Source organism: Chryseobacterium sp. YIM B08800, assembly GCF_026163565.1.
Classification (GTDB): Bacteria; Bacteroidota; Bacteroidia; order Flavobacteriales; family Weeksellaceae; genus Chryseobacterium.
Window position 1 is genome coordinate 38,909 of sequence record NZ_JAPDKN010000005.1, and the last position, 22,415, is coordinate 61,323.

Genomic DNA, 22,415 nt, shown 5'->3' on the forward strand with positions numbered 1-22,415 from the left:
CTTACAATAATCAATTATAACTTGTTTTTTTTTCTCTTGGTGAACTTTTCTTTTTATCAGCAAATTGTGTAATATCCATTTGCTTTAGTAAGGCAATTAGAACATCAACAACGATACTATTACCTGCTTGACGATACATTTGGGTATCACTAACAACTTGAATAAAATCGTCCCTAAAACCCATTAATCGTAGACATTCTTTAGGTGTAAGTTTTCTTATTCTACCAGTGTGTGTAACATAATTATCTACACCAGCACGATGCATTTTATGCATGGATTGTAGCAAAGGCCTAGCAACTTCCAAATCAGTTTTAATTGACGTTTTAAAATTTTTAGTACCTTCACTTAAAACATAATCTCTTACTTTGTCTGATAAATAATATTTTTCTTCGACTGTATTAACATCAAATATGAATTCGTCAAATTCTTTTTCCTCTATTGATTCAAAAATAAAATCGCCATGCCAATTAAACTGCTGATTTGCTTTTTGACATAAAGCAATATCACCATTAATTTGTGTATAGCGTTTATTTCTGTTAAATGTACTTGTTACAAACTTTACCCCCTTTTCCTTTAAATAGTATTTGCTTTCGGTATAATCTTCAAGAAAATCCTGCATGCGATGTTCTAAACTTATAGGTTCAGGGAATGTAAATTCAATATTATGATCTCTAAACCCAACTACGAATATTCTCTCTCTATGTTGGGGCATACCATAATCTTTTGCATTCAAAACTTGATACGAATATTTATATCCTAATTCATCAAAAGTTGCCTTAATAGTTTCAAAAGTGTTTCCGTTATCATGGTTAACAAGTCCTTTTACATTTTCGAAAATAAAAACTTTTGGTTGAGTCTCCTTTATAATCCTAGCAAATTCGTAAAATAGTGTGCCTCGTGTGTCCTCAAAACCTCTTCTTTTACCTACCATAGAAAAAGATTGACACGGGCTTCCACCCACTAGCAAATCAATTTCATTATGATATTTTTCAGCATTTAACTCACAAATATCGCTATACCAGTTTTCATCTTTGATTTTATAATTTGCGATGTAACTTTCTTTTACATGTTTATCAATATCACAAGCAAATTTGATTTCAGTATTAATGTTAAGTCTTTTAAAAGCATACTCTATTGCACCAATGCCAGAGAATAAAGTGCCAATTTTGATAGTGCTATTGGGATTGCTAAAATTTTTATTTCTCCAATCTGTATCAAATTTGGCACTTTGTTGAGCAAATTTTTCTACAACAATATTAAAAAGATTATGTCCCTTAAAATTTTCTGATAGTTTTTCTTTGCAAAAAAGATTAATCAATATATCTTTATCCAAATTTAAACTGCTTGATACCTTTTCCAACAGAATGGGGTTAAGTTTCCTCTCATTTTTTTCTATTTTGGATAAGGTTGAAGTACTAACATTTAATTCCGCAGCTACTTTCCTTAAAGGCAAGCCTAATTCTGTTCTTCTTTCCTTAATAAAACCACCCACAGTACGCTCCATACAATTATACAATTTTGTCCAAAAATATGGAATATTTTTTGAATCTCAATAACAGATTATATATTATGATATGACAGATAGACACACTCCTGCACAAAGAAAATATAATATGCAGCAGATCAAGGGAAAAAACACAAAACCTGAAATATTGTTACGGAAAATTCTTTTCTCCAAAGGTTACAGATATAGGATAAACACTAAAAATCTACCGGGAAAACCCGATATTGTCCTAAAAAAATACAACACAGTAATTTTCGTTAATGGATGTTTTTGGCACGGACATAAAAACTGCAAATATTTTGTTATACCAAAAACTAGGACAGCTTTTTGGACTGAAAAAATTATTACAAATATTAAGAGGGATCAAAATAATATCGAATCATTATTAGATCTAGGATGGAATGTTATTACTGTTTGGGAATGTAACTTAAAGAATAATAAAATTGAGGAAACGGTTGACAAGTTGATTAGTAAATTAAACAATAGTTCACCCATTTTTTAAAATTTTATTTCCTATATTTAAAAAGGAGAAGGAATTTGAATTCTGAACTCCCTTATAATAAAATACCGATTTTCGTCGGTATTTATTCATTTATAAGTTTAAAAAATTGTTCAAGAGTAAGCTTTCTTGCCTTGCAAATTCTATAGAGTGTTTCAACAGGAATTCTATATGTATTATCACTCTTAATTTTTCGTACAGTACTTTCTTCAATATCATGACTTTTAGCAAACAAGTTCTGTGACTTATTTTCTTTAAGCCAAGGAATCAACCAATTTTTAGTTATATACGAACAGATTTTCTCGTTTATGTCAATCATATAGCAAAAGAAATATTTTGACATTGAAATATTACGGTCGTTCGACCGTAATTAAATTATTTTTATTATATTTGGAATAAATTATTTATAAAAGTAATTTTGCGATAGTTTAAGGAAATATAGAAGCTATTGCTTAGATTCTCGACTGGAAAACTGGCACTTTTCAAAAAGCAACGAGAGGATAAGTAAATGTGCCCACGACTTCGGCGTGGGCTCACTTATCGTTGCTTGGTATGCCAGTACCACCGGTCGGTAAGTTGAGTTCCACGCCTTTCTTTTGGGCAAAATGTAGTGGCTGAGTATTTTCCAATGAAGTATACAGTTCGACTTATTTAATCAAAGCAGTTCTTCAAGCAATAATTAGCTCAAATACACTGCTTATGAAAAGAACAAACTCTCTGCCCCGAAACCTCACCGATTTTCAGCTATACAAACTGTTGAAAGAAGGAAACCCCGTTGCTTTGGAACACATTCATCTACGCCACAAGAGACTTCTTTTCTGGCTTGGATGGCAGGTGTTGAAGGATGATTTTGTAGTAGACACTATTGTTCAGGATACCTTTCTAAAATTGTGGACACACCGTGAAACCATTGAATCGCCTGATCATATTATAGGCTTTTTACGTTTTGTTATGAAAAGGGATTGTATGGCATATGTCAGTGCTCCCAAAAATAAATTCACCCGCCTGATGCCTTCTCTTGACAGTTTTGAGAACTATCAGGATTATCTTGCAGGTTACGACCCCCTAAGAGATAAAGAGCACTTAAATATCCAGGAATCCGATCAAAACAAATTCGATGAAATCGTAAAGGTGTTGCCCGTCTTAAACCCAAAACGGAAACACCTGATAGAACTCTGCCTTGAATACGGCTTTCAGTACAAACCCATCGCAGAGGCTATGGGAAGTAGCGTGACAGGCATCAGCGCCGAGGTAAACAAAGCCATAGATAATCTTAGGAAAATTCTTAAAGTCGCTTCTTTTGAGAAGCCGGAGGAAAAAGCTTTCCATTATAACCAGCAGTCAGAAAAACTCAGCAGTCAGCAACGCGAAATCATCAAAAGAAGGTTTGAGCAGAAATCCTCTTTTACGGTAATTGCAAAAGAACTCAAACTGTCTGAAAAAGAAGTCCACCGCGAATTTCTTTACGCCTATCAGCAACTGCAAAATCAAAACCGATCTCAAATACTGCTTTAACATGGAAAAATCCACCATAACCCTGACCCGGAAAATTCAGCTGGTGATTGATGTTCCATCTGAAGATAAAAGCCAGATGTGGGAAAAACTCTACCGGTATCAGAACCGCTGTTTCCGTGCGGCTAATCTGATCGTTTCCCATCTGTATGTACAGGAAATGATCAAGGATTTCTTTTACCTCACAGAAGAAATCCAATACAAGTTAGCTGATGAAAAAAAAGATAAAATGGGAATGTTTGACCGCTCCAAAACAAACACCACAGCACGCCTGGTCTTTGACCGTTTTAAAGGCGAAATCCCCACCGACATTCTTGGATGCCTGAACAATACGATTCAATCCACCTTTTCCAAAAACAAAGCCGACTATTGGCAGGGATCAAAATCCTTAATGAATTTTAAAAAAGACATTCCCATTCCGCTTCCTGTCAAGTGTATCAGCAAAATGAAGTATGATCCAGAAAAGAAAGCTTTTTGCTTCAATATGTTTGCGATCCCAGTAAAAACATATTTGGGAAAAGATTTCTCTGATAAACATTTAATCATGGAACGCTTTTTAAAAGAAGAGATCAAGCTGTGCACATCCCAGATCCAGCTGAAAGACGGTAAGATTTTTTGGCTCGCGGTCTTTGAATTTGAGAAAGAAGACCACGGTTTAAAACCTGAAATCATTGCTGAAGCGTCTTTGTCTTTAGAACACCCAATCGTGGTAAAAGCCAGCAATGTGCGGATGACTATTGGTTCGAAAGAGGAATTTCTGTATCGAAGGTTGGCAATACAAGCCAGTAACAAAAGAATTCGAGCCGGAGTCGCTTATTCCCGTTCCGGAAATGGAACCAAACGGAAACAGAAGGCACTGCACAAAACAGAGAATCTGGAAAACCGTTTTGTCAGTCATCGACTTCATCTTTACAGCAGGATGCTGATTGATTTCTGCATCCGGCAACAGGCAGGCACCTTGATTCTTAAAGATCAGGAAGACAAAATAGGGATTGCAAAAGAACAGGAGTTTGTGCTTCGCAACTGGAGCTATTATGAATTGCAGACCAAAATAAAATACAAAGCAGAAAAAGCCGGTATCGAATTGATCATCGGATAACTAAAAAAAACGAGGGTGCTTGTAAACCCGTAGGGTGAGGTTTTGAACACTCACTAAATACTGGAAACTAAATACTTTTTCCGGTGTATACAACGGCGTGGGTTTCTTTTTTTTCAAAATGAAGAAAGCATTATCAAAAAGCAAAGTATTGCAAGTGGGATAATCCTACATCATCAAAGGTGTCATCTATCAATCTAGCGACATTGCCTGCTTGATTGGTTACTTGCCTGCATTCTTGCTTTACTGGCTTCTTGCTTCCTTGATTGCTATCAATCAAAAGAAATTACTTTGCAATAAGTTGCGGTTATCAGAGTCTTTTTATCTTTCTTTTATTTTGAATTGGAATATCCTCGATCTCATAATTTGTACTATTATTACCGAATTGCAACAAAGAGAAAAGCTGATATGTAATCTCAGTATCTTTAAAAATCTCATTGAAGGCAGCAAATGGAACCGTATTTTCTTGCGAAATTTTCTGTGCTATTTTTTCCATTTCCGATATCAAATTTTGCTTATTTGTTCTATCTAAGTTTGGACTTCTATATCTTGAAAATTTTATCTCTCTTTCAAGAATATATGTGACAGAATCTAAATATTTTTTCTTTTCAGAAGCAAAAACGGTCGGGTTGGACAATAGAACAGCGTTTTTGCTTTTGAATTGATATACTTGTTTTTTTAAATCATCAACCTTTGTATTGAGCTCAACAATTTGTTTTGACTTAGAATCTAATTCGGTTTCATTTTTAAAAATTGTACTTTTGTAAGTTCGAAATGCTTTTTCATAATTCGCAATTGTTTTGTCAGTCTTAATTTTTTTAAAACCTAAAAAATCATTTTCCTTTACTATCAGCTCTTCCGATTTTCTAGAACTCATCTCAGACTTCATTGAATTGAATCTTTCCTCCAAAACTTTAAGATCTTCTTCTCTTTGCTGAATTTTAAATTCGATAGCCTCTAATCTTCCTTTCGATCCAGAAATACCCCTTTCCATATTCAGACATTCAGCTGTCAGATCCTGCATTTTTGAATAGTGGTAAGATTGGTGTTTCAGTGTTTTACCAGTTTCCAAATCTTGCCAGTCAGCCACCAAATGAGCGTGGTAATTGGGTTTCCATTCTTTCGTGTCTTTATCGGTATGACCTTCGTCTTTATGAATAGCAATTTGAAAAACACGAATTTTCATTTCTTCTTCCAGTCTCTTCGCCAAGTTTTGAAGTTCCAACATGGTTGTGTCTTCTTTAATAACAACTACAGCTTCCCGAACTGGCATTGCATTCTTCTGCAATTTCCTTCCGGACTTTTCTTTACAGTATGCTTCGATTTGTTGGATTCGGTCTACTATTTTCTGCTCCATCCAATATTCATTCTTTGATGTCAGATCTTTACGGATATAGTCGAAAGTCTTCTTTCTGAAATTATGAGTTTCAGAATCCGATTTGACAGTTTTAAAATTAATTGAAGTCTTCATTATTTTTCATCTTTAAAAGTTTATCAAAGATTTCTTTGATTAAAATTGCTGTAAAATATTATGCAGAATTCCAATTTACCTGTGCATATTTTACGCACCTTTGAAATAGACCTGTGTGTTTTTTACACAGGTTTTCACCAGTCAACCTTAGTCTATTTAACTCAGGTTAGAAGCCTCGCAGAGCGTATTTGAAACTTTGTTGGGAGGAACGACCTTCAAAGTTGCGAATGCGCTCCTAACTTCTGCGGGTAGTTGGTAAAAACATACAGCACGATTTATCAACGTTTCATTTTAAAACCATTTGATTTTCTAATTTCTGGTTCCGGCTTTCTCTCTTCTGTTTTATCAGCTTCAGGAAATTTTATAGAATTCTTACATGAGTTAATCGAGGAATCATTGTTTATCCGATGCATCAAAAATTCGTTCAGATCTTTATGGTTTGAATAGACAATGGAATGATCTTTTGCTTCCGGAAAAGATTTTATGATTTCAGATTTACATTTAATTCCAGCATTATCGTTGTCCAGAAAAAGATTGATATCAGAGTAGTTTTTCAAATATTCTATGGACTTATTTAAAAGAGCAATGGAATTCATTACTAGAATATCTCCTGCAAAAGATTTCTGCATTTCTATAAAAGACAGGGCATCCATAAAGCCTTCAAAAACTGCTACACTTTTGATATTTTTATCTTGAAGATTTGATATATTCTGTACATTACTATTGAGATTAAGTATTGAAATATCCTTTTTCAACAATGAACCTTTATAAAAAGAATTGCGAAGCTCAAAGCCTCCGGATAAATTCTCGAAGCCAATTGCGTAGAGTTTCTTTTCTCCGATTGTAAATCGTACTTCTTTTATATAATCATAGATTTTAGGACTTAATCCACGTCCCTGCAAATATTGTTTTAGGTTTTGATTTTGGAGACCCAGTATTTCATCAATTCTGTAATTTGGTTCTGACTTTTTCACCTGTGCTTGCTGATGAAAAGAAGAAAAATTTTGTTTTTTCGCCCAGTCCAAAACTTCATTTACCGAGGTCTTTAAATATTTCTTCATAAAATCGGTGTTATTACCGCCTATTCCTTCTGAATGAAGATACCAAGCATTAAGTCTTTTATTTAATTTAAATGAGGCTTGGGATTCGCTGGCAAAGGGGTTGAGATACCAAGCTTCTTTTTCATTTTGTTTCGTGGGAAGGTGTCCGAGAGAAAGGAGGACTTCTTCCAACGATATGCTGTTAAATTGTTTGCAGTTCATAGAATTAAATTTTCGTATTGTGAATGAGATATTTTTTGTTGAATTGTTGAGTAAACATTGTAACCTATTGATTAAATACAATTTGGATATTCAACAAAGTCTCAACGATTCAACAAACTAGAGTTTCAGCACTCAACAGACATTCAACAAAAAGTTGGATCTTAAAGTTTGTTGAGGATTTTGTTGACTGTTAAGTATTTGATTTTATTTTCATTATCAGTTAATTCAACAGTTCAACATATTTACCAAGGATAAAATCCTTTTTTATGGTGAAAAACCGACCAACTGAATTGTTTTGGTAAAAGGTTCCAGCAAAATCAATATCGTATCTGATATAAGTCAAACCATTAGTTTGTGGAACTAATTTCCAAGTTTCTTTGAGTAGATTTCGAATATCATTTCTTGTCCAATATGTTGGTCTGAACATTCGATTCATCATATTCAGCAAATCTTGTGGAACAACATTGATCTGTTCATCATTATTGCTTTCAAAAAACTCATATAGCAACTCAATAATCTTAGATTCCAGTTTATTATTATTCTTGAAAACTAATTTTTGAAGTGCTTTAGTTCTTATTTCATCGGCAGAAAACCACATTCTGGTTTTCTTCTCCGTTGAAAATGATCGATCAATTAAAAACCGAAGAAAATAGGGGATCTCTGCAATGAGATTGCTTAGAAACTCGGTATTTTCAGTTTTAATAGGATTAATTTTTAGAATCCAGAATCGAATTTCATTTTCATCAATTTGAATGAAATTTTCTTCGTTATTGGAACACAAAATAAACTTGGCGAAAAAGTCGATTTCTTCTCTGTCTCTTCCTTTGGCTTCGAGTTTATCTTTATTGGTTGTCGATAGATATTTTAATCGTTCAGTAATTTCTTTTTTATCGAAGAAAACTTCATCAATAGCCACCACTAACATTGCTGCCCAATCGGAATTAAATTGGCTTCCAAAAGAATCACCTTTGATGTAGGTCATGTTCAAACCGAAAATCTCTTTCAACCATTTGATGAATGTAGATTTTCCGGTTGATCTCTCTTTAGAAACCAAACATAAAATTGGTAGAATTTGCGTTGGAAATTGTAAAAGAATTTTCAAGTAATCCAAACCCATTTCCAGCTGCTCGCCGAAAATATGGTCTACAAATTTTAGCGAAAATGAAATCGAGTTTTTTAAATCTTCCTTTTCACAAGAAGGCGCAAAAGGAATTTCATTGTAAATATTATAAAAACCTTTAACGATTTGTTGATAATCTAAATGTTCAGGAATACAGCAAAACCCATCATATTTCGGAATATCACCAACAAAACTTTTTCCGTGGTCGTTGATAATTGTTTCCCGATTCCAACGAACCAAAACCGAAGTTGTATCACCAGAGATTAAGGGCTTTTCTATGTTTTTATAGTAAGTGGTTCCAACTCTCAAATAAGGGGATTTCTTGCTCATCTTGACAGATTTTGACTAGAACCAATGTTTGACTGTCGTGAATTTTTCTTAAAGCTGGCTTCCGCTTCCGATTGAATTTCCTGTAACGTTTTCTTTTTACCTTTGGAAATCCAGTCTAAAAGTTCATCTTCAAAAAAATACAGTTTCTTTCCATTTTTATAGCAGGGAATTTTTCGGGTTCTGACCAATGTGTAGACAGTTGGTTTTGCTTTGCCAATTAATTGACAAGCTGCTTCAATGTCAATTGGAACTCTCTTTTGAGAAATCACAGGAACTTCTTTTCTTTCTACAAGAAACTTAATCTCTGCGATTTCGCTAACTAAATGTGCCACTGCTCGTGGCAGGTTTTCAAATGAAATTTCGTTACTATCCATAACTAATTGTTTTTAATTGTTATGGTGCAAAGAAAAAAAGTGATTCCTCCGTGATATACGTAAACATGCAATCACAGAGGAATCACTTTACAAACACTATGTTTTGTAATTTTTTATAAGTTTTATTAGTATGCCAAATTTTCTTGAATTTTGATTATGCCTTTTTTAGGTTCGTCCTTTAAATGTGACTTGATGGTATCAGCATCAATATCATCAAGCGAGACAAAAACAGTTTTTAATAATTTCGAAACCCGTTCTTGTTTTATCGGTTTAAAATGATTCCAAATATTCCAGCCAAAATGATAGAGATCAAGATTTGAAAGTCCTTTGGTAACGACTGAAGTGTGAAGTGGAATTTCTTCTTGTTTTGCATAGAGGCTTATTGAATTGCAAATTGCAGCAAGATCTTCGTCAGTTACATATAAAGCAAATTGATTGCGGGTATAATCAATAGCTATTTGTAATTTTTGATTTTCAATCTGTTGCTTTTCTTGAAGTTGAACTTTTCTTATAGACTCCAAATTTACCAATACAGAAGTTTGAGCTAAATTATTTTCCTGTGAATCTTCATTGAAATGAATTGATGAATTTTTGTTCATTATTGTTTCTTGCTCTTCAATTTTTCCATCTAAATTATTCGCTGGAAGTGATTTTATCACGTTGTTTTTTAAATTCTTCCGTTTCTGTATAAATTTTTTAATACCTACTAAAATTACATCCAGAAATAAAATAATAATGCCATAAATCAAAACACTGAAAGCGGTAATTGACCAAAAAACAATATTCGCAGTATATTCATCTCCTCCTTTATGAAGAAAAGAAAGTCTTGCCAAAGTACCTGCAACTACACATACGAGCAGAACAGAAAGATAAATAACTATATATTCGAAATATTTCAGATTCATTTTTGTAAGTTCTTTAGATGAATGGCTTGTGAAGCTTTATTTTTCTTTTCATCTACAACTTTTGCGTAAACTTGAGTAGTTTTTACATTTGTATGTCCAAGCATTTTACTCACGGTGTAAATATCTGTTCCACTCGAAAGCTGCAGAGTAGCAAAAGTATGTCTAAAATTATGAAAAGTTATTTTTTTGGTAATTCCTGCACTTTCAATCCACTTTTTAAGTGGCCGAGAAATCCAAGCTGGATTAGTCAGATTTTTAAAAATCAAATCAGTCTGAAGACCTACTTCACCACAAAGCTGTAATGCTTGTTTAGAAATCGGCATGTATTCTACACCTTTTGTTTTTTTCTGCGTGAAATTGATTTTTGCTTGCTCATTTTCGATAGTTATTTCGTTCCATGTTAGTTTTTGGATATCAGAATGGCGTAGACCGGTTAAAGCTGAAAATAGCGCTGCACGTTTAAGAACATCAAGTTCGCAAGGCGTTTCAACCAATGTATTAAGTTCTTCCAGAGTTAAATATTCTCGTCTTGATTCCTCATGTGGAATCGATTTTACTTTAGCAGAAATATCAGATGTAAAGTAACCATCAATAAAAGCTTCTTTTAACGCAGCTTTAAAAACAGAAAAATATGTTGAAGCAGTATTCTGAGAAATAGTATTCTCCTTATTACTTCCACTTTTTGCAGTCAAAAGATATGATTTAAATTTTTCACAGAATTTTGTATTTATCTCTGAAAAGGTAATTTTTTCACCTCCAAAATCTTTTAGAAATTTAATGGAGCGATACCAATTTATTTGTATAGATTCGGAACTGTTTTTATGCCGCTTAGTGACTAGCAAATCAAAATATTTGACAAAATCCTCCTGAGATTTTTCTTTTTCTTCCGCCTTTATTGCGTCGAGTTCACTGTAGAGTTCTATATTATCATATTCTCTTTGACGTAATTTGCGAAGAGAATCTGCGTAGATCATTGTTTCTCGGTCATTTTCACTTTTACAAACTATGATTCCGTTATCATCTCTTTTAGGTTTAAATGAAACTGAATCTTGCGTAGTTCTTGCAGGCCTTTTTTTGTCAAAATCTACAGTTGTGACACTTCGGTTCAAATATTCCCGAACTCGTTGTGCTTTCTCTTTACCAGGCAAAATCACAGGATAACTTTCCAAATAAATGAACCATTCTTTTCGGAACTCGGCCTTTCGCAATCTTACTGTAACTTTAGTTTTCAATAATTCTTTCATTTTCCGTCAAAAATTTTATCGATTAAATTTTTAGGCACATACACGAAACTTCCAACTTTTTTTGTAGGAATCTTGTTTCTTTTAATAACATTTGAAACCGTGCTAGGATTAGCATTGAACTTCTCGATGACTTCTGAAATCGTATAGCAATTACCGACTTCAAAATTGGGTTTCTCAATTGCTATTTCTTTTTTCTCAGGTACTTCAACAGCTGAAAACAAAGCTTCCAAATCTGACCGCTTCACACGGGTCAGTCTTGTTCCTAAGTTAGTTCCAGTAATTATTCCTCTTTTTATATACCTGTGAATAGTATCTTTAGAAATTCCAAACATAACTGTAGCTTCAGCAACAGAAATAAATTCCCTTGTTTGTACTTCAGCAATCTTGTTTTTATATTTTAGTAAAAGAATTTCTTTTTCAACTTTTTCTTTTTCAAGTTTCTTCTTTGCCTTTAACGATTTATTATTACAAGAAGTAGAACAAAAACGACTTGTAACTGTCTTTGCTTCAAAAGGCTTTGAGCAATGCTCACAGACCCTCGGTATTTTTAATTTACTAAATCCCATTCTGAAATAACATCCTGCACATTTTCTGTTTTTTGGCTTCTAAAATAAAATAAGACGCATAAGACGCACATATTATCCAAATAACGATTGGTACAAATAAGAGACAAAAATACAATAAAAAATGATTAAAATCAACTATTACCAAAAATTACAAAACAAAAAAAATCGCTGTAAACATTACATTTACAGCGATTTGCTAATTTATTTCAATCGATATTAATCGATGATAATTGCTACTTATTTGACTTCTTCGAAGTCTGCATCCTGAACATCTTCTGCTCCGTTTGCGTTACCTTGAGTTTGTTGAGCTCCTGCATCAGCACCTTGACCTTGTGCGTACATTTCTTCTGAAGCTGCCATCCAAGCCGCATCTAAAGCTTCAGTTTTAGCTTTTACATCATCTCCGTTTTTAGCTTCAAAAGCTGCTTTCAATTCTGTGTGAGCAGTTTCAATTGCTGCTTTTTTGTCTGCAGATAATTTATCACCAAACTCTTTTAATTGCTTTTCAGTTTGGAAAATCAATCCGTCAGCTTTGTTGAAGATTTCAACTTCTTCTTTCTTCTTAGCATCAGCTGCAGAATTTTCCTGAGCTTCTTTTTTCATTCTTTCGATTTCTTCGTCAGAAAGACCAGAAGATGCTTGGATTTTGATAGACTGCTCTTTACCAGTTCCTTTATCTTTAGCAGAAACGCTCAAGATTCCGTTTGCATCGATATCGAAAGTTACTTCGATTTGAGGAACTCCTCTTTGTGCTGGTGGAATATCTGTAAGGTCGAATCTACCGATTTCTTTATTATCGTTAAACATTGGTCTTTCACCCTGTCCTACTCTGATGCTTACAGCTGGCTGGTTGTCTGAAGCTGTAGAGAATACTTCAGATTTTTTAGTTGGGATGGTAGTGTTTGCTTCAATTAATTTGGTGAAAACTGAACCCATTGTTTCGATACCTAAAGAAAGTGGCGTAACGTCTAACAAAAGAACGTCTGTAACGTCTCCAGTTAAAACCCCACCTTGAATAGCTGCACCAATTGCTACAACCTCATCCGGGTTAACTCCTTTTGAAGGTTTTTTACCGAAGAATTTCTCAACTTCTTCCTGAATGATTGGGATTCTTGTAGAACCACCTACCAAAATCACTTCGTCAATATCGCTGATAGAAAGACCTGCATCAGAAAGCGCTTTTTTACAAGGCTCCATAGAACGTCTTACCAAATCTGCAGATAACTGCTCGAATTTAGCTTTAGTTAAAGTCTTCACTAAGTGTTTAGGACCTGTAGCTGTAGCTGTGATATAAGGAAGGTTAATCTCAGTTTGAGGAGAAGAAGACAACTCAATTTTTGCTTTTTCAGCTGCTTCTTTCAATCTTTGTAATGCAATTGCATCAGATTTCAAGTCAACACCTTCTTCAGCTTTGAATTCGTCTGCCATCCAGTTGATAATTACATCATCAAAATCATCACCTCCTAAGTGTGTATCTCCATTTGTAGACAATACTTCGAAAACTCCGTCTCCTAAATCCAAGATAGAAACGTCGAAAGTACCACCACCTAAATCGTAAACTGCAATTTTTTGGTCTTTGTGAGATTTATCCATACCATAAGCCAAAGCTGCTGCTGTAGGCTCGTTGATAATTCTTTCTACTTTAAGACCTGCAATTTCACCAGCTTCTTTAGTCGCTTGTCTTTGAGCATCGTTAAAGTAAGCAGGAACAGTGATTACCGCTCTTGTTACTTCCTGTCCAAGATAATCTTCAGCAGTTTTCTTCATTTTCTGAAGTGTCATTGCAGAAATTTCCTGTGGTGTATATTCTCTGTCGTCGATTTTTACTTTTACAGTATCATTTGGTCCGGCTACTACTTCATAAGGTACTCTAGAGATTTCCTGAGTATCTTCTTTGAAGTGAGTTCCGATGAATCTTTTGATAGAATATACTGTTTTCTTTGGGTTGGTTACCGCCTGTCTTTTTGCAGGATCACCTACTTTTCTTTCACCATCTTCTGTAAACGCTACAATAGAAGGTGTAGTTCTTTTACCTTCTGCATTAGGGATAACTACAGCATCTTTACCTTCCATTACTGCAACGCAAGAGTTGGTTGTACCTAAGTCAATTCCGATTATTTTACTCATAATATTTATATTTTTTCTAATTTTTAAATTTAATTTACATTCTCAATTTCTCAATTTCTGTACCATTAGAATTTTTGTGACAAATTGACATAAAAAAACAAAAACTCCGATTATATCGAAGTTTTGTTTTAATAAAAGCTGGAAATATTTTCACTTATTTTTTGATAAATTTCATAGATTTCACAATATCTTTTCCGTTATAAGTTCTTACATAATAAATTCCGGAAGCAAAATCTTTCACATCAATTTTATCTGTTTCATTTTTAATGAAGGCTTTTTTAACCAATCTTCCTTCAGCATTAAATATTTCTATTTCATTAATCTTCGTTAATGGTGATGCTATTGAAATATATTGTGTTGTAGGGTTTGGGAAAATATTAATTGCTTCTACCTTTTCAGTTTCATTAACAGATAAAAGAGAACAACCATTTGCATTCAACAGACTTGCTCTGGGACCAATCATTGTATTACTTGTAATCGTTTTCTGATCATTCGTAAACATTGCCATCTGATAATCAGCCACATAATCCATATAATTCATAAACATTGCGCCATTTGCACTTGAAGTACAAGTATACTGATTATCAGGGAAAACAGGATTGTCCTGCTCATAGTAAGGACCATTAGTTGCTGGTGTATCTGCACAACCGTCACTTCCGCCGGAAGTTCCACAAACACCGGTATTACCCCAAATATGATTCAGACCGAAATAATGGCCAATCTCATGAGTAGCAGTTCTGCCTAAGTCATACCCTTGCCAAAGAGTACCTACTGTACCCATATTAAAACATCCTATAACTAATCCATCAATTGGCATTCCTGCAGCACTAGGTAAATATGCAAACCCTAAAGTACCATCCCATGGCTCACCTTGCGAATCAAAACCATCAAAATATCCTACCCAGATATTCAAATATTTTGTAGGATCCCAAGCTGCCAAACCGCTTGATGTATAATAACTGTTTCCTAATACAAAACTTTGTGGTACTGATTTTCTCTCAATCCCTGTAGTAGCATTACCGTTCGGGTCTCTTGTTGCCATACAGAATGCCAATTCTAAATCAGCAGCATTTGGTTGAAAAGCAGCCGGTACAACTGTATTAAAATCTGTATTTTGCTTTCTGAAATCTTGATTAAGTGCAGTAATCTGAGACAAAATTTGTGCATCAGAAATATTTTGCTGCGCAGTTTTGTACAAAACGTGTACTACAACCGGAATTGTCACTACAGCCTTTTTTTTCTGAGTTTTGTAATCATTATTAATTAAAAAATCTCTCAAATCTGCTTCCTGAAGTTTTGCTTGTGGGTTTTTTGCAAAGAAATCTGTCATTACTTTGTCTGTTGCGCAAATTCGCTTCACTTGTGGAGCTACGGGTGCTTGCTGGGCTTGTAAAGAAAATCCAGCAGCAGCTAATAGAATAAGGTAGAATTTTTTCATATGAATTATTTTTCTTACAAATATAATGATTACAAAAATTAATTAAAGATTAATATTTACATCTGTTGAAGTTTACGTTTTTTAGCTATTTTTGATAAATTTTACACAAAATATGTCTTTACATTTTAATCCCAGAGATGTTACCTGGTTAGCATTTAACGAAAGAGTTTTACAAGAAGCAATGGACGAAAACGTGCCGCTTCATCTCAGAATTCGTTTTCTTGGGATTTTCTCAAATAATCTGGATGAGTTTTTCAGAGTGCGTGTTGCCGGTTTGAAGCGTGCGATGGATTTTAAAGAAAAAGTAATTGCCGAATCATTTTATCAGCCACCATCGAAAATTCTTCAAAGAATTAATGAAATTGTTATTACCCAACAAGCAAACTTTGATAAAACCTGGAAAAAAATTCAGGTTGAAATGGCAGAGCAAAAAGTTTTTATTAAAACTTCAAAAAATCTTAGCGCCAAACAGAAAGAATTTGTACGACAATATTTTGATGAAGTGGTAGAAGCCAATGTTATCCCTATCCTTCTTCACGAAAACACACCTATGCCATACATGAGAGACAAAAGTTTGTATCTCGGTGTTGCTATGAGAAAAAAAGACTGGAATTACCACAGCAACTATGCAATTATAGAGATTCCTTCACGTTTTGTTGGGAGATTTGTTTTGTTACCTACCGAAGATCCTGAAGAAAAAAATGTCATGTTGCTTGAGGATGTTATCACTTTCAACCTACCGCATATATTTTCTTATTTTGGGTACGATGAGTTTTCTGCCCATGCTTTTAAAGTAACAAAAGATGCCGAGATGGATATTGATAACGACATCAAAACCAACTTTGCCGAAAAAATAGAAAAGGGACTTAAAAACCGTAGAAAAGGAAAACCTACCCGTTTTGTTTTTGATAAAGACATGGATAAAGCAATGCTTGAATTGCTTATCCGAAAATTAAATTTAAGCAAAAAAGACAGCATTATTCCCGGAGGAAAGATTCATAATTTTAAACATTTCATGGATTTTCCTGATGTCATTGAGTACAGCCAAAAACCCGTAGAAAGAACATCTTTTACGCATCAGGCTTTTGAACATGGCGAAAGAGTGACAGATGTTATTTTGAAACAAGATGTTTTATTAAGCTTTCCGTATCATACTTACACGCCGGTAATTGATTTATTGCGTGAAGCTGCAATGGATCCGGATGTGAAGTCTATTCAGATTACCGCTTATCGTTTGGCAAGTAATTCAAAAATAAGTAACGCATTGATTTATGCTGCCAGAAATGGTAAAGAAGTAACGGTAATGCTCGAACTTCAGGCAAGATTTGATGAAGAATCGAACCTGATGTGGAAAGAAATGTTTGAGCCTGAAGGAATCACTGTTTTAATAGGAATTCCGGACAAAAAAGTACATGCCAAATTGTGCATTATCAAAAAACGGGTACACAATAAAACCCTTCAATATGGTTTTGTAAGCACCGGAAATTTTAACGAAAAAACTGCCAAAATTTATGGTGACCATTTGATAATGACTTCCGACAGAAGCATAATGGCAGACATCAATAAAGTTTTCACTGTACTAAAAAAACCGAAAGAAGATTATTTATCTGTTCTAAAAACCTGTAAAAATCTGATGGTTTGTCCGCAGTTTATGCGTGAAAAAATCGTACATCATATCGATAAAGAAATTGAAGAAGCCAAAGCCGGAAGAAAGGCAGAAATGATCATCAAAGCCAATTCTGTAAGCGACCGGGCTTTAATTAATAAAATGTATGAAGCTGCGCAAGCCGGAGTGGTAATCAGAATGATTGTAAGAGGTATTTACTGCGCAATCAACCAGAAAGAATTTAAGCAGAAAATTAAAGCAATAAGCATTGTAGACGAATACTTGGAACATGCAAGAGTGATGTATTTTTACAATAAAGGTTCTGAAGACATCTATATTTCTTCTGCCGATTGGATGAATAGAAACTTAGATTACAGAATAGAAGCAGCCGCAAAAATATCTGATAAAAATCTTAAAAAAGAACTGAAAGATATTCTTGATATTCAGCTAAAAGATAATGTAAAAGCGAGAATTTTAGACAAAAAGCTGAGCAATGAATACATCAAAAACGGCGAAAAAGAATGCCGTTCACAAATCGAAACCTATAAATATCTGAAAGCAAAAACTACAGGAAAATAACCTTAACAAAAAAGGCACAAAATAATATTTCCGTAAATTTGGCTTTTAAAAATCGCCCAATCACAAATTAAAAAACTAAAATTCAATAAAATACATTCAAAATGATCATTGCAGCGATAGACATAGGAAGTAATGCAGCCCGACTTTTAATCAATGAGGTAAAAATTCAAAACGGGAAACCTGAGTTTATTAAACTCAACCTTCTCAGAATACCTTTACGATTAGGAATGGATGTTTTCACTCTTAGAAAAATCGGTGCAGAAAGGGAACAAATGGTCTTAGATTCTATGAAGATTTTCAGTGATTTGATGAAAATTTACAAAGTAGAACATTACAGAGCTTGCGCAACGAGCGCCATGCGTGATGCCGAAAATGGTAAAGAAATTATTGAAAAAGTAAAAAACCACTCCGATATTACCATCGAAATTATTTCAGGGGACGAAGAAGCAACTTTAGTCTATGAAAACCACGTTGCTGAAGGTCTTGACAAAGATTTTGCCTATCTTTATGTAGATGTTGGAGGTGGTTCTACCGAGCTTACATTCTACGAAAACGGAAAAATGGTTTACGAAAGATCTTTCAACATTGGAACCATCAGATTGCTTAACGATCTGGTAAGCGAAGACAACTGGAAAGAAATGAAGGAAGAGATCCGAAAAAACATCAACAGCAAGAAACCTATTGTTGCTATTGGTTCGGGAGGAAACATCAACAAAGCCTTTTCGATGAGCAAAACCAAAGACGGAAAACCTATGTCTGCAACTTATCTTAAAAAAGTCTACAAAGAGATCAACGCATTGACTGTAGATGAAAGAATGAGCAAATATAATTTAAGACAGGATCGTGCAGATGTTTTGGGTCATGCTTTAAGAATTTACAACAATGTAATGACTTGGTCTGAAATCAGCAGGATTTTTGTGCCGAAAATTTCCGTTGCGGATGGTTTGATTCATAATATTTATGAGAGGGTTTCGGGGGAAAAGTAAAAAATATCATTCCTTCTATGAACACAAGCTATTATTTATATGGTGAAATTTAAATTTCTATTTTTTGCTCAGTCCTTGTTCTTGTGACAAATTCTTGTGACAGACAAAATAAAAAATTGCAATCACCGAAAAACAAAACCGAAAAGATGGAAAATGAAAATTCAATTGATAAACCGAATGAAGAAAATAAAATTTCTCTTCTGAAGCAATCAATGTTTGAATACATAGAGATAGCACAACCTTCTTACACAAAAACTGATGTAGAAGAATGTGTAAATATTCTTAATAAATACCGCTCAGACTTAGCAAATTCAACATCGAAAGACGAAGGCATGAAAATCGTACAAAATACGATTGAAAGTTTAAATAGGCTTAATGAAAAATGTAATTTTGAATTAATTGAAACTTCTGAACGCGAACAAATTGCAGAAATAATAATTTCAGAAAGTGTTAAAAAAGGCTACAGCAAAGCTGATGAAGATATTACCGAAGATTGGAGAGAGTGGTAGATTAAACAAAACCATTTCTTTCAATATTTTATTTTTGAGTTAAACAAACAACAATTAACAGTAACTTAAAGAATCACCCCTTTTTAAAACAAATTATTAATCAAATCTTAAAATTCGCTTAAAACCCTCACAACGTACAATCTTCATTTTTGCACAAATAATAAATTAGTAAAAATGAAAAACAAATACCTTTTGAGAGGCTTATTACCGATTGCCGCTTTATTTCATGGCGCAGTTTCAGGGCAAAGCACATTAGTTCACTATTGGAACTTTAATAATAATGCATCTGTTGCTGCCATCACAACACCTACTTCAACACTTTTGAATGGTTCTATCACAGCAACTTCTACAGGAACAGGAAGTACAGATACTTTTATTGATTTTGCTGGCGGAACATCACAAAACTTTAATGTAGATAATTTTAATGCAAGAAACGGAGATGCTTCCGGAACGCATTTGAGATACAATTATCCAATCAACGGAAATGTACAATTTAATTTGCCAACGACAGGTTATAACAATGTTGTGGTGAAATTTTCTACAAGAAGATCAGGTTCGGGTGCAGGAAATCAAAACTGGTCTTATTCTTTAGACGGAACTACTTTTGTACCGTATCAAACGGTTACTTCACAGGATGCCAATCCGCAGCTCATCACATTTGACTTTTCGAATGTTACAGGAGTTTCAAATAACCCAAATTTTAAATTAAAAGTTGAGTTTACTCAAGGCAGTGGCGGAGCTGTTGGAAATAACCGCTTCGATAATTTCACGCTAGATGCAACTTCAGTTGGCGGAACTGATACTACTCCACCAACTGTTGCCTATTTGCCTGCAAACAACGTCAATAACGCTTCTACAACAGTAAATCCAACGATTACTTTTAATGAAAACGTAAGATTAATCGACAACTCTGCAATTACTTCTGCAAATGCACAAAGCTTAATTGAATTACGTTTAGGAAACTCTACAGGAAATGCAGTTCCGTTTACAACAACATTTGCCAATAATGTAATTACGGTAATTCCTACGGGAGGTTTAGTTCCAAATCAGGCTTATTATTTAGCTTTAAAGCCAAATATGGTGGAAGATACAAGCGACAATGCGATAACAACGGCAACTTCTAGTATTTTCACAACAGCTGGAACAAGCATCTCTTTAGATAAAACTTTAATTAAGGTTAATGAAAATGCAGGAATTTTAGCATTTAAAATAAATGTCACCAATCCTTCCAATGCAACCGTAAATTTGGTTGCGAAACCGGCTTCTTTCAACACCGCAAACAGCAGTGATTTTACCTTTACAAGCCAAACAATCAACATTACGCCTTCTACAACAAGCGTAACTGTAAATATTCCAATTCTTGATGATACTTTGGAGGAGCAACAGGCAGAATATTTTGTTTTAGGTTTAGAAAATCCAGTAGGAACAACGATTTCAGGAGATACTTCATCAACAGTATATATTATTGATAATGATAAAGCGGCTCCCGTTCCTTCTAACCAAATTTCATTAAATTATATAGGAAGTTTTGATCCTTCAGGAAATAATAACAGTTCAACAGAAATTGTAGTTCATGATCCTGCAACTCAAAAATTATTTACCATCAGTTCTTTAACGGATGTTTTTGATATTATTAATTTTGCTAATCCATTAGCTCCGTCAGTAATTAATACTGTAAATATGGCTCCTTATGGCGGAATTACAAGCATCGCCGTGAAAAACGGACTTGTTGCTGTAGCTTCTCCAAACGGAACAAACGCACAACAAAACGGATCGGTAGTTTTCTTCGACATCAATGGAAATTTCTTAAAACAAGTTACCGTAGGAGTTTTACCGGACATGATTACATTTACCCCGGACGGAACAAAAGTAATGACCGCAAATGAAGGCGAACCAAACGATGCTTATACGGTAGATCCTGAAGGTTCAATAAGTATTATTGATATTTCAGGTGGAATTAATAATTTAACTCAGTCAAATGTTACTACGCTTGGTTTCACAGGCTACAACAGCCAGGAAGCTGCATTTATCAGTTCAGGTGGAAGAAAGGTAAAGTCTACAAGCACTTTGGCGCAGGATCTTGAGCCAGAATACATTGCCATCAGTCCAGACAGCCAGAAAGCTTGGGTTTCTTGCCAGGAAAACAACGGAATTATCGAAGTAAATCTTAGCAACAATACTTTAGGAAATATTTGGGGATTGGGTAAAAAAGATATGAATCTTCCAGGAAACGGCTTTGACGCTTCAGACAACAACGGAGAAATTCTTATCGCAAACTGGCCTGTAAAAGCGTATTACAATCCTGATGCAATGGCTTCTTTCAAAGTTGGAAACACCAATTATCTGGTTACCGCAAACGAAGGTGACGAAAAAGATTTAGGTGGATTCAGCGAAAGAACAACCGTTGGAGCAAATGGTTATACTTTAGACTCAACCATTTTCCCAAATGCTTCTGTTTTAAAAGCTTCACATAATTTAGGAAGATTCAGAGTGACCAATGTAAACGGAAATACAGACGGAGACGCAGATTTTGAAGAAATTCATGCTTTGGGAACAAGGTCATTCTCAATTTTCAATGCAGATACCAAACAAATCGTTTACGACAGTGGAGACAGATTTGAAAGATATATCGCAGCCAATCACCCTTTGATTTTTAATGCAGATAACGAAGCCAACGGAGCGAAAAACCGAAGCCGCGCAAAAGGTCCTGAACCGGAAGGTGTAACTTTAGGAACCATTGCCGGACAAACTTTTGCATTCATTACTTTGGAAAGAACCGGAGGTGTGATGGTTTACAACGTAACCAATCCAAACAACGTCACTTTTGCAGATTACAAACACTCAAGATCAACTTCTGCATTTGGTGGAGACAACGGTCCGGAAGGAATTATTTATATTGCTCCAGAGAATACGACGACCAACAAAGGTTACGTCATCGTTGCAAACGAAATCAGCGGAACTTTATCGATGTATGAAGTACAACCTTCTGCATCATTAGCAACAGGTGAAGTAAAACCTGAAAAAGCAAGTTTCAACATCTTTCCGAATCCTGTAAACAAAGGAAACACTCTTTATTTCAACAGAGCTCAAGGTTATGAGTTGTACGATATGAGCGGAAAACTTATTGGAAAAGAGAAAAACGCATTAACCATCGATACTTCAAAACTAAACACCGGAGTTTATTTAATTAAAACTTCAGAAGGTGAAGTGAAGAGATTCATCGTGAAATAATTTTTTTTACTTAATAATTTACTTTCGTAGCCTCGGATTTTTTCCGGGGCTTTTTT

At 34.4% G+C, this 22,415-nt stretch carries 18 protein-coding genes; 7 read left to right on the top strand and 11 right to left on the bottom strand.

Annotation, left to right across the window (positions count from 1 at the left end):
• Positions 1-10 precede the first annotated feature (10 nt).
• Positions 11-1,504 (bottom strand): DNA (cytosine-5-)-methyltransferase, encoded by a 1,494-nt coding sequence (gene dcm / locus OEW74_RS02800; RefSeq protein ID WP_265427047.1) that lies wholly within the window; start codon positions 1,502-1,504, stop codon positions 11-13.
• Between the two features lie 70 nt (positions 1,505-1,574).
• Between dcm and OEW74_RS02805 the strand changes: the two genes are divergently transcribed.
• Complete coding sequence (locus OEW74_RS02805; protein ID WP_265427048.1) at positions 1,575-2,006, top strand: very short patch repair endonuclease; 432 nt, start codon at positions 1,575-1,577, stop codon at positions 2,004-2,006.
• An 82-nt stretch (positions 2,007-2,088) separates the two neighbouring features.
• Here OEW74_RS02805 and OEW74_RS02810 read toward each other — a convergent pair whose 3' ends face one another.
• On the bottom strand, positions 2,089-2,346 hold the full coding sequence (locus OEW74_RS02810; RefSeq protein WP_322645503.1) for a helix-turn-helix domain-containing protein: 258 nt from the start codon (positions 2,344-2,346) through the stop codon (positions 2,089-2,091).
• Positions 2,347-2,702: 356 nt separating this feature from the next.
• Between OEW74_RS02810 and OEW74_RS02815 the strand changes: the two genes are divergently transcribed.
• Both OEW74_RS02815 and OEW74_RS02820 read left to right on the top strand, forming a co-directional pair.
• A complete protein-coding gene (locus OEW74_RS02815; protein ID WP_265427050.1) occupies positions 2,703-3,518 on the top strand; it encodes an RNA polymerase sigma factor in 816 nt (271 codons plus the stop codon).
• Position 3,519: 1 nt separating this feature from the next.
• Positions 3,520-4,614, top strand: coding sequence for a hypothetical protein (locus OEW74_RS02820; RefSeq protein WP_265427051.1), 1,095 nt, complete (start codon positions 3,520-3,522; stop codon positions 4,612-4,614).
• 307 nt (positions 4,615-4,921) lie between these two features.
• Here the strand turns inward: OEW74_RS02820 and OEW74_RS02825 are convergent, their stop codons facing one another.
• From OEW74_RS02825 to OEW74_RS02865, 9 genes are all read right to left on the bottom strand, one after another.
• On the bottom strand, positions 4,922-6,082 hold the full coding sequence (locus OEW74_RS02825) for a hypothetical protein (protein WP_265427052.1): 1,161 nt from the start codon (positions 6,080-6,082) through the stop codon (positions 4,922-4,924).
• 278 nt (positions 6,083-6,360) lie between these two features.
• Positions 6,361-7,344: a toprim domain-containing protein gene (locus OEW74_RS02830; RefSeq protein ID WP_265427053.1), complete on the bottom strand. Its 984-nt coding sequence runs from the start codon at positions 7,342-7,344 to the stop codon at positions 6,361-6,363.
• Positions 7,345-7,564: 220 nt separating this feature from the next.
• On the bottom strand, positions 7,565-8,794 hold the full coding sequence (locus OEW74_RS02835; protein ID WP_265427054.1) for a primase-helicase family protein: 1,230 nt from the start codon (positions 8,792-8,794) through the stop codon (positions 7,565-7,567).
• Positions 8,791-9,168 (bottom strand): helix-turn-helix domain-containing protein, encoded by a 378-nt coding sequence (locus OEW74_RS02840; RefSeq protein ID WP_265427055.1) that lies wholly within the window; start codon positions 9,166-9,168, stop codon positions 8,791-8,793. Before OEW74_RS02840 ends, OEW74_RS02835 begins: the two co-directional genes overlap by 4 nt.
• A 125-nt stretch (positions 9,169-9,293) precedes the next feature.
• Positions 9,294-10,073, bottom strand: coding sequence for a hypothetical protein (locus tag OEW74_RS02845; protein WP_265427056.1), 780 nt, complete (start codon positions 10,071-10,073; stop codon positions 9,294-9,296).
• Positions 10,070-11,317, bottom strand: a complete 1,248-nt coding sequence (locus OEW74_RS02850) for a site-specific integrase (protein WP_265427057.1) — start codon at positions 11,315-11,317, stop codon at positions 10,070-10,072. The genes OEW74_RS02845 and OEW74_RS02850 overlap by 4 nt, the downstream gene beginning before the upstream one ends.
• Entirely contained in the window at positions 11,314-11,883 is a 570-nt protein-coding gene (locus tag OEW74_RS02855) for a helix-turn-helix domain-containing protein (protein WP_209787873.1), read from the bottom strand. Before OEW74_RS02855 ends, OEW74_RS02850 begins: the two co-directional genes overlap by 4 nt.
• Before the next feature lie 237 nt (positions 11,884-12,120).
• Positions 12,121-14,010 (bottom strand): molecular chaperone DnaK, encoded by a 1,890-nt coding sequence (gene dnaK, locus OEW74_RS02860; RefSeq protein ID WP_265427058.1) that lies wholly within the window; start codon positions 14,008-14,010, stop codon positions 12,121-12,123.
• A 154-nt stretch (positions 14,011-14,164) separates the two neighbouring features.
• Positions 14,165-15,448, bottom strand: a complete 1,284-nt coding sequence (locus OEW74_RS02865) for a zinc-dependent metalloprotease (protein WP_265427059.1) — start codon at positions 15,446-15,448, stop codon at positions 14,165-14,167.
• Positions 15,449-15,560: 112 nt separating this feature from the next.
• On the opposite strand from OEW74_RS02865, the gene ppk1 reads away from it, so the two are divergent.
• The 4 genes from ppk1 (at position 15,561) to OEW74_RS02885 (ending at position 22,359) form a co-directional block, all read left to right on the top strand.
• Positions 15,561-17,633, top strand: coding sequence for a polyphosphate kinase 1 (gene ppk1, locus OEW74_RS02870; RefSeq protein ID WP_265427060.1), 2,073 nt, complete (start codon positions 15,561-15,563; stop codon positions 17,631-17,633).
• A 101-nt stretch (positions 17,634-17,734) separates the two neighbouring features.
• Positions 17,735-18,619, top strand: coding sequence for an exopolyphosphatase (locus OEW74_RS02875; protein ID WP_265427061.1), 885 nt, complete (start codon positions 17,735-17,737; stop codon positions 18,617-18,619).
• A 146-nt stretch (positions 18,620-18,765) separates the two neighbouring features.
• Positions 18,766-19,128, top strand: a complete 363-nt coding sequence (locus OEW74_RS02880) for a hypothetical protein (RefSeq protein WP_265427062.1) — start codon at positions 18,766-18,768, stop codon at positions 19,126-19,128.
• 174 nt (positions 19,129-19,302) lie between these two features.
• Positions 19,303-22,359, top strand: coding sequence for a choice-of-anchor I family protein (locus OEW74_RS02885; protein ID WP_265427063.1), 3,057 nt, complete (start codon positions 19,303-19,305; stop codon positions 22,357-22,359).
• Positions 22,360-22,415: the final 56 nt, after the last annotated feature.

What these genes read in the sequence shown, in the direction of transcription:
- OEW74_RS02865 (WP_265427059.1), bottom strand. Translation starts at nt 15,448, where the DNA reads ATGAAAAAATTCTACCTTATTCTATTAGCTGCTGCTGGATTTTCTTTA.
- OEW74_RS02835 (WP_265427054.1), bottom strand. Translation starts at nt 8,794, where the DNA reads ATGAGCAAGAAATCCCCTTATTTGAGAGTTGGAACCACTTACTATAAA.
- OEW74_RS02855 (WP_209787873.1), bottom strand. Translation starts at nt 11,883, where the DNA reads ATGGGATTTAGTAAATTAAAAATACCGAGGGTCTGTGAGCATTGCTCA.
- OEW74_RS02830 (WP_265427053.1), bottom strand. Translation starts at nt 7,344, where the DNA reads ATGAACTGCAAACAATTTAACAGCATATCGTTGGAAGAAGTCCTCCTT.
- OEW74_RS02815 (WP_265427050.1), top strand. Translation starts at nt 2,703, where the DNA reads ATGAAAAGAACAAACTCTCTGCCCCGAAACCTCACCGATTTTCAGCTA.
- OEW74_RS02805 (WP_265427048.1), top strand. Translation starts at nt 1,575, where the DNA reads ATGACAGATAGACACACTCCTGCACAAAGAAAATATAATATGCAGCAG.
- OEW74_RS02885 (WP_265427063.1), top strand. Translation starts at nt 19,303, where the DNA reads ATGAAAAACAAATACCTTTTGAGAGGCTTATTACCGATTGCCGCTTTA.
- OEW74_RS02840 (WP_265427055.1), bottom strand. Translation starts at nt 9,168, where the DNA reads ATGGATAGTAACGAAATTTCATTTGAAAACCTGCCACGAGCAGTGGCA.
- OEW74_RS02825 (WP_265427052.1), bottom strand. Translation starts at nt 6,082, where the DNA reads ATGAAGACTTCAATTAATTTTAAAACTGTCAAATCGGATTCTGAAACT.
- OEW74_RS02880 (WP_265427062.1), top strand. Translation starts at nt 18,766, where the DNA reads ATGGAAAATGAAAATTCAATTGATAAACCGAATGAAGAAAATAAAATT.
- OEW74_RS02810 (WP_322645503.1), bottom strand. Translation starts at nt 2,346, where the DNA reads ATGTCAAAATATTTCTTTTGCTATATGATTGACATAAACGAGAAAATC.
- OEW74_RS02850 (WP_265427057.1), bottom strand. Translation starts at nt 11,317, where the DNA reads ATGAAAGAATTATTGAAAACTAAAGTTACAGTAAGATTGCGAAAGGCC.
- OEW74_RS02875 (WP_265427061.1), top strand. Translation starts at nt 17,735, where the DNA reads ATGATCATTGCAGCGATAGACATAGGAAGTAATGCAGCCCGACTTTTA.
- dcm (WP_265427047.1), bottom strand. Translation starts at nt 1,504, where the DNA reads ATGGAGCGTACTGTGGGTGGTTTTATTAAGGAAAGAAGAACAGAATTA.
- ppk1 (WP_265427060.1), top strand. Translation starts at nt 15,561, where the DNA reads ATGTCTTTACATTTTAATCCCAGAGATGTTACCTGGTTAGCATTTAAC.
- dnaK (WP_265427058.1), bottom strand. Translation starts at nt 14,010, where the DNA reads ATGAGTAAAATAATCGGAATTGACTTAGGTACAACCAACTCTTGCGTT.
- OEW74_RS02820 (WP_265427051.1), top strand. Translation starts at nt 3,520, where the DNA reads ATGGAAAAATCCACCATAACCCTGACCCGGAAAATTCAGCTGGTGATT.
- OEW74_RS02845 (WP_265427056.1), bottom strand. Translation starts at nt 10,073, where the DNA reads ATGAATCTGAAATATTTCGAATATATAGTTATTTATCTTTCTGTTCTG.